This window comes from Microbispora sp. H10836 (genome assembly GCF_012999525.1).
Lineage (GTDB): Bacteria > Actinomycetota > Actinomycetes > Streptosporangiales > Streptosporangiaceae > Microbispora.
The window spans coordinates 37,888-45,178 of record NZ_JABBWU010000038.1; the positions used below are offsets into that span (position 1 = coordinate 37,888).

General features: G+C 68.9%; 6 protein-coding genes. 1 reads left to right on the forward strand and 5 read right to left on the reverse strand.

What is annotated here, in order from left to right; all coding sequences use genetic code 11:
- Window positions 1–68: 68 nt before the first annotated feature.
- A complete protein-coding gene (locus HHX30_RS39230) occupies window positions 69–1,673 on the reverse strand; it encodes an ABC-F family ATP-binding cassette domain-containing protein (RefSeq protein ID WP_211593416.1) in 1,605 nt (534 codons plus the stop codon).
- Window positions 1,674–1,729: 56 nt separating this feature from the next.
- Here HHX30_RS39230 and HHX30_RS39235 point away from each other — a divergent pair, with 56 nt between their 5' ends.
- On the forward strand, window positions 1,730–3,211 hold the full coding sequence (locus HHX30_RS39235; RefSeq protein ID WP_169989008.1) for a recombinase family protein: 1,482 nt from the start codon (window positions 1,730–1,732) through the stop codon (window positions 3,209–3,211).
- 367 nt (window positions 3,212–3,578) lie between these two features.
- Here the strand turns inward: HHX30_RS39235 and HHX30_RS39240 are convergent, their stop codons facing one another.
- The 4 genes from HHX30_RS39240 to HHX30_RS39255 form a co-directional block, all read right to left on the reverse strand.
- Window positions 3,579–5,195 (reverse strand): replication initiator, encoded by a 1,617-nt coding sequence (locus tag HHX30_RS39240; protein WP_169989009.1) that lies wholly within the window; start codon window positions 5,193–5,195, stop codon window positions 3,579–3,581.
- Window positions 5,192–5,353 carry a hypothetical protein gene (locus HHX30_RS39245; RefSeq protein ID WP_169987517.1) on the reverse strand — a complete coding sequence of 54 codons (162 nt, stop codon included), beginning with the start codon at window positions 5,351–5,353 and terminating at the stop codon, window positions 5,192–5,194. The genes HHX30_RS39240 and HHX30_RS39245 overlap by 4 nt, the downstream gene beginning before the upstream one ends.
- Entirely contained in the window at window positions 5,340–6,779 is a 1,440-nt protein-coding gene (locus HHX30_RS39250) for an FtsK/SpoIIIE domain-containing protein (RefSeq protein WP_169989010.1), read from the reverse strand. The genes HHX30_RS39245 and HHX30_RS39250 overlap by 14 nt, the downstream gene beginning before the upstream one ends.
- A gap of 87 nt (window positions 6,780–6,866) precedes the next feature.
- Window positions 6,867–7,196, reverse strand: a complete 330-nt coding sequence (locus HHX30_RS39255) for a hypothetical protein (protein ID WP_169989011.1) — start codon at window positions 7,194–7,196, stop codon at window positions 6,867–6,869.
- Window positions 7,197–7,291: the final 95 nt, after the last annotated feature.

Consider the following 7,291-nt stretch of genomic DNA (forward strand, 5'->3'; position numbering starts at 1 on the left):
GTCATAACCCCTGAATGGGACGCCGCCTCCGGGACACGCGCGATCCCGCAGGTATCTTTACCGCCCGTCTATCGGGGGCGGACCACCCGGGTCTCGTCCCAGACGGGCTCGGGCGACTCGTAGACCCTGCCGTCCGACCCGAAGACGAGGTAGCGGTCGAAGTCGGCCGCGAACCAGCGGTCGTGGGTCACCGCCAGCACGGTGCCGTCGAAGGCGTCCAGGCCCTGCTGCAGGGCCTCGGCACTGGCCAGGTCGAGGTTGTCGGTCGGCTCGTCGAGCAGCAGCAGCGTGGCGCCGGACAGTTCGAGCAGCAGGATCTGCAGCCGGGCCTGCTGGCCGCCCGACAGCGTCTCGAACCGCTGCTCGGCCACCCGGCCCGCGAGCTCGTAGCGGGCCAGCGCCTTCATCGCCTCGTTCTTCAGCCGGGCGTGCTCGGTCATGACGATCTCGCAGGGCGTACGGCCGGCCAGTTCGGGCCGGGCGTGGGTCTGGGCGAAGTGCCCGGAAACCACCCGCGCGCCGAGCCTGACGGTCCCGGTGTGCCGCACGCCCTCCCCCGCGAGGAGCCGCAGGAAGTGCGACTTGCCGGAGCCGTTCGAGCCGAGGACGGCCACCCGCTCGCCGTACCAGACCTCAAGATCGAAGGGCTTCATGAGGCCGATCAGCTCCAGGGCCTCACACATCACCGCCCGCTTGCCCGTACGGCCGCCGCGCAGGCGCATGCTGATGACCTGGTCCTTCGGTGCGACCTCCGGCGGCCCGGCCTCCTCGAACCGGCGCAGCCGGGTCTGGGCGGCGTGGTAGGCGGGGGCCATGCCGTCGTTGTAGGTGGCCTTCTGCTTGAGCATGACCACCAGGCGCTTGAGCTTGGCATGCTCCTCGTCCCAGCGCCTGCGCAGCTCGTCGAGCCGCTCGTTGCGCTCCCGCCGCGCCTCGGCGTACGTCGTGAAGCCGCCGCCGTGGATCCAGACGTTGCCGGACTCGACCGTGACGATCCGGTCGGCGGCGTTGGCGAGCAGCTGGCGGTCGTGGGAGACCAGCAGCACGGTCTTGGGCGTCTCGCGCAGCGCCGTCTCCAGCCACACCTTGCCGGGCACGTCGAGGTAGTTGTCGGGCTCGTCGAGCAGCAGCACCTGGTCGGGGCCGCGCAGCAGCGCCTCCAGCACCAGCCGCTTCTGCTCGCCGCCGGACAGCGTGGCGACCTCGCGATACTTCACCCGGTCGTACGGCGCGCCGAGGGCGGCCATCGCGCAGGCGTCCCAGAGCACCTCGATGTCGTAGCCCCCGGCGTCGCCGTAGTCGGTGATCGCCTGGGCGTACCGCATCTGGGTCTTCTCGTCGTCGCGCTCCATCATCACGAGCTCGGCGGCGTGGAGCCGTTCCGCCGACGTTCTGACGCGCTCGGGCGCGACGCTGAGCAGCAGGTCCTGGACCGTACGGCCGTCCCGGATGTTGCCGACGAACTGCCGCATCACCCCGAGACCGCCCGAATGGGCCACGGTGCCCTCGACCGGCTGGAGATCGCCCGCGATCATCCGGAGCAGGGTCGTCTTGCCCGCGCCGTTCGGACCGACCAGGGCCGCCTTGACGCCCTCCCCCACGCGGAACGACACGTCGTTCAGCAGCATCCTGCCGTCCGGCAGCACATGCGTCAGATGGCTGACGTTTAGCATATTACCCACATAACCAATTCGACGGAGGTGGACATTTGGCCAGCGTAGGGACGGGAATGAAGGTCTGGCCACTGGATAACGATGATGTCCGGCCAGACGCGCCGCCCGTGGTCGCGGGCATCTACTTGCGTATCTCGGACGACGCCGAAGGGCTTGAGCTCGGCGTGAAGCGGCAGGAGAAGGACACTATCGCTCTTGCCGTCCGTCATGGCGCTACCGAGGTGCGCCGCTACTGCGACAACGACATAGGCGCATCGACGCGGAGCAGGAAGAAGCGGCCGGAGTTCGAGCAGCTTCTTGCCGACGCAGAGTCGGGCGCGATTCAAATGATCGTCTATTACAGCAACTCACGGTTGACCCGTAGGCCGCTGGAGTACGAAAAGATCATCAGTCTTGTGGAGCGGACGCGAGTCCGGCTTCTCTCCGTCGCGTCCGGCACCGTCGATCTGACCACCGCAGACGGCCGCATGGTGGGACGTGTCCTAGCTGCGGCAGACGCGGCCGAGGCCGAGCGGATAGCCGAGCGAGTAGCCCGCAAGAACCAGGAGCGCCGAGAGAGGAACCTTCCCCACCACGGAGGCCCCCACCTACTCGGCTACCTTCCCCCCGACCCAGACAAGGGCATCGGCGCACTCACCCACCTCGACCCGGTCGCCTGCAAGTTCATCCGTAAGGCCGCTGAGATGATCCTCGCAGGTCGCGGTCTCACGGCCGTCATGGACTACTGGAACAGGGAAGGCTTCACCCGCCCCAATGGACAGCCCTGGTTGTTCCGTGACGATGTGCGGCGCATCTTGCTACGTCCCAGGGCCGCCGGCCTCGTCGCACATCAGGGCGAGATCATAGGCCAGGGCGATTGGCCCGCAGTGCTCGACCGGGAGACCTGGGAAGCGCTGAATGTCGTGCTCGCCAGGAAGATCAAGGCCAAGCCCGAGCAGCGCGTACGCAAGTACCACTTGAGCGGCCTCATTCGGTGCGGTCTGTGCGGCGCAGCCCTTCGGATTCGCTTCCCCGGTCAGAACCGTGCGGCCCAGTATTCATGCCTGAAGGGCAGCGGAGGGTGCGGCAAGCTCAGCCGCAACAAGCAGTGGATCGAGGACATGGTGAGCGCCTACGTGCTCGACCGGATCGAGATCGAGTACGAGACCAGCACCGACGACGAGCAGGACCCCGACGAAGGGAACCAGGTAGAGGAGCAGATCAGGCAGCTTGAGGGCCGCATCAGAGAAGCGCGCCAGCAGGCAGCAGCCGGTACCCTCCCGATGGCCGACGCCGGAGCGATCATGTCGGCCATTCGCGACCAGATCGACGAACTCAAGCGCCAGAAGGCGAGGATTCTCACTACCCAGCGCCAGGCCGACACCAGCAAGGAAGACCTCATCCGGACGTGGCTGAGCGACGAGCCGAGCCTTGCCGAGGCCAGGAGGACCATCGCGGCCAAGTACGTTTCGCGGGTACTCATCCACCCGCTTCCGCACGGTGGCCGGTGGCTCCCCCACATGTACCCCGCCGATTCGATCAGCATCCTTCCTGCGTGAGCAGCCGAGGGCCCCCGGTGATCAGCCGGGGGCTACGGTGCACATCAGGCAGCGCCTACGCTTCCCGTCCAGAGCGAGCGAGCCAGCGCGAGGAGTTGTTGATTCCGGCGGCGGCGATCTTCCGGCGTCGAGGCCAGGGCATCACGGCGAGCCTGTTCCCGGACGGCCCGCAACGCCTCTGACGACAGGGACGAGAGGTGTTCCCGCCCGCGCCCCTCACGCCGCCTCAGTCGCTCCTGAACCGCCGCGTTGTCTCCCTGCCTACTTCCTGCAGTCGCCGCCTTCCCTGCCCCTCCTTGTCCGCATCCCTCCCACCCACCCCCGCGTCCGTCGTGGCTGGCGTCCCGCTGCACCGGTACTCCCCCAGTCACCTAGCCTGCCCATCGGTTGCCGAAAGGTCTTGGCCGTCTGCCTCGGCCTGGAGCCGGTCGAGGTGGTTGCGCCAGCGCTGGCGTTCGTGGACCGAGCGGAGCAGCCGTACGCCGATCGGGGCCAGGTCGGGATCACCCGGCTTGACCGGCCGCCAGACGTAGCGGTGGGGATCGACCGGCTCGTCTTCCACGCCGAGCGCTTCCAGGACCCACGTGCGGCGGTCCTGCTTGTGCTCGGTCAGGGTCTTGTTGGACCACTTCCTTGACACCAGGACACGCCGCCCCGCGTAGCCGAGGTGATCGGGCTTGTGCGCCTTGCCCTTGCACCGGCCCGGGGCCATGCCGGGCTTGGCGCCCTTGGGCTGCACGCCGTACCGCAGCCAGTTCGGGCAGGTCGGCGAGCACGGCTCAAACCGCAGCGCCTCCAGCAGCCGTTCGGCGTGCGCCTTACGGCGCGGATCGTCGGTGCCGAGCGCGTCACCGAGGGACTTGGTCAGGTACTTGGACAGGTACTGGATCAGCTGGTCGGCGTCCGGCGTTCCGGCGAGCACGCTCTGAATGTCGAGCTGGTCGCCGAAGCGGAGCACGTGCAGGGGTTCGGCCTCGTCGTCCTGGTCGAGTCGGTCGAGGGCCTGTTCCCAGGTCGGCAGGACTTCCCCCGTGGCCGGGTCGAGGTAGCCGGCCCCGTCCTCCCACACCGGCAGGTGGTCACCCTCGAACCGCACGTCATCAGTCGAGGGCCACCACACCTGGTGATACGTGGCCGCGATGATCTGCCGCAGCTCCGCACGCGGGAGGGTGCCGCGGATCGCCATATGCAGGTGCGGCGCAAGCCGCTTCTGAGGCTCGACCGTGGCGAAGTACTGCACGTCATACCCGGCGACCCGGCGGAGGTTCTGCACGAACCGATCGACGAGCTTGGAGAAGTGCAGCGCATCGCGGGCCGCGCGCGCGTAGTCATACCGGTCAGGGTCCAGCGGCGCGCCCTCCAACACCCGCCCATACGACGGCAGGGTGAGGGTGACGAACATTGAGGGCCGGTAGGTCTTGCCGTCCGAGCCGGTGAAGGTCCGCCCGAGCGTGGTCTTGGTCATCTGCCGTTTGGGCAGATCCGGGGCGTCCTGCCGCCGCTTGGTCGACCGGGCGCGCTTCCCACTGGTCCGGCCGAGGACGTTGCCGCGCATCCCGGCGGCGTTGATCTCCTCGTCCAGGTCCTCGATCGCGGCGTCCAGGTCGGTGGTGTCCCCGTCGGCCTTCTCGACCTCATCCCGCCACGCCTGAGCATCGGCCCGCAACTCCACGAGGTGACACTGATACTCATCGGCGTTATCGGGCAGGTTGACCGGCTCGTGGTCGAGGTGCCAGCCCTCCCGGCACTGCGCCCGCCGCAACTGGCGATTCCGCTTCGCGCACGGCGGGCACTTGCTCTCCAACGTCGCTCCACACGGCACATCGATGACGTCGGTTTGGCCTGTGAGGATGTCCTGCCGCCGGAGCGGAACCGGGCGGATGCACACCCCGTACTGCTTGGCGACCTCTTCGACTACGTCCCGCGCCAGCGGTTGAGCCATGCGGACGGCGCGAGGGGTTGCCCTGTCATTGGCGACTGTCATTGGTCACCGCCGGAGGGCTCGACGATCACGATTGCCTTCTCACCGCACTCGCGGCACTCGATGACGCCCCGGACCGGGTAGAGCCACAGCGCGTTGCGAGTGCCGCAGGCCGCGCAGGTGAGCTCATCGAGGAGGTGAGAGATTTCAACCACGGGCATGCGCCCCCGCCCTGCCAGCCGAGAAGCTGGCGACCATGGCGCGGATGTCCTCATCGGAGACGTAGGCCGCGCGGACGCGGACGGGATCTGGTGAGGTTTCGAGCCGCACGTAGCCGACGCCCGCGCCGAGTTCGGGGACCGGCGAGATGTGATCAGCGAGCGCGCCCCGGTCGCGCGCACCGTCACCGAGGACCATGTCCACCTGCTCGGACTCATCCAGCCGGAGCGCGATCTTGTCGGGGAACAGGTTGCGGATGTTCATGACCTCCTTGCGCGGGTCCTGGAGCGCGGCCATGACGCCGACACCGACCGCACGGCCCTGGGTGGTGAGCGTGGCGAGAGCCGCTTTGGTCCGCTCGCGGAGGCCCTTGTCGGACTGGTAGGCGGTCAGGAAGGCGACCTCGTCGACGACGACCAGGACGAAGGGGTCCGCCGTCGTGGGTGTGTGGGAGCGCTGGTTGCCGCCGAACCGGTCGGCCCGCTCCTGCATCACCGACACGGCCGCCTCAAGCAGGTCGGCGCACTCGGCGGGGGTGGCGGCGTAGCGGGTGCCGAACAGTGCCCGGCCGAAGGACAGCTCCATCCGCTTGGGATCGAGCGCCCAGACCTGCACCAGGCCCGCCCGCATCGCGGGGAGGAGACCGCGGATGGCGCTCCACAGGTAGGAGCCTTTGCCCGCGCCGGTCGCGCCCGCGATCAGCACATGCGTGCCGTGGACCTTGAGCCGGTACGGCGTGCCGTCCTCGCACCGGCCGATCTCAACCGGCCCCACCGAGGCAACTTCGGGGATGGGCACGGCCGGCAACGGCGCGGCGAGGGGGTCATGCCGGGGCAGGGTCAGCACGAGCCGACCAGCCCGCGCGATCGACACCCGGCAACTTCGAGCGCCGAAACCGTGCGCGAGGTGGTCGGCCCGGTCGGTCCAGTCCTTGACCGCCTGCCCGCCCAGCATCTTCACGGTGACCAGGTCGGCCCAGGAGGTACACCGGACCTTGACCAGGCGGGGCAGGTAGTCCCGGCCGCGCAGGTGCCGGCCGAGACCGGAGACGATCATCACGGGTTGCCAGTGCCGCCGGTACACCCAGACCAGGCGCCACCAGGCCAGCAGCGGCCAGCCGACCACGCGCAGGAACGAATCCCGCTCCAGCAGCACCCATGACAGGCCCATCGCGGGCAGGAAACCGGCCAGGACCACGGCCATACGCCAGCCGTAGGCGAGGGTGACCACGACGGGGGCCACGGCGGTGGTGCAGGCGATCGGATGCCGCCAGAGCGTCCGGACGAGCCCGCGCAGGAGGCGGGCCAGCCAGATCACGATGGTGACGATGGCGGGGGTTTGCATGACGGCCGGGCGGAAGACGACGGCCGTGTCCGGGGTGGTGGAGACGAGGTTACGTGCCTCGTCTCCGGGCAGTCTTCTCAGCATTAGGCTGGAGTCCTCTCAAGCATTGGCGTGCGTGGGAGATCCGAGGGGCCGCCGGAAGTTCCCGCTTCCAGCGGCCCCGCTTGCGTGTCAGGCCGCCGAGCCGTCGACGCCGGGAAGGGCGAGTTGGTCGGAGTCGGCCGGCTGCTGGTTGATCAGGCGCTCGCACTCGGCGAGGTAGCGCGAGGCGGCCTGGACGATCTGCCGGGCGATCTCGACATCCCTGGGGGTGACCGGCCCGGCCGCGGTGGTCGAGACCGTCACGTCCACGCTCGGGCTGGTGATGGCGAAGTAGGGCCGCCCGGAGTCCAGCACCGAGGCACCGGCCCGCAGCTCAGGCGAGTAGAACGAGATGCCGACGTTGGCCGGGTTACCGGGGCTGAGCGAGAGCGTGACGTAGGTGTAGGGGTCGCGGAGCATCAGGCCGCCACCTCCTTACCGGCCGCGCCGGTCTGCTTGGCCGAGCTGGCCCCGGTGCGGGGAGCGCGCATGCTCCTCGCACGGAGGGAGTAGGC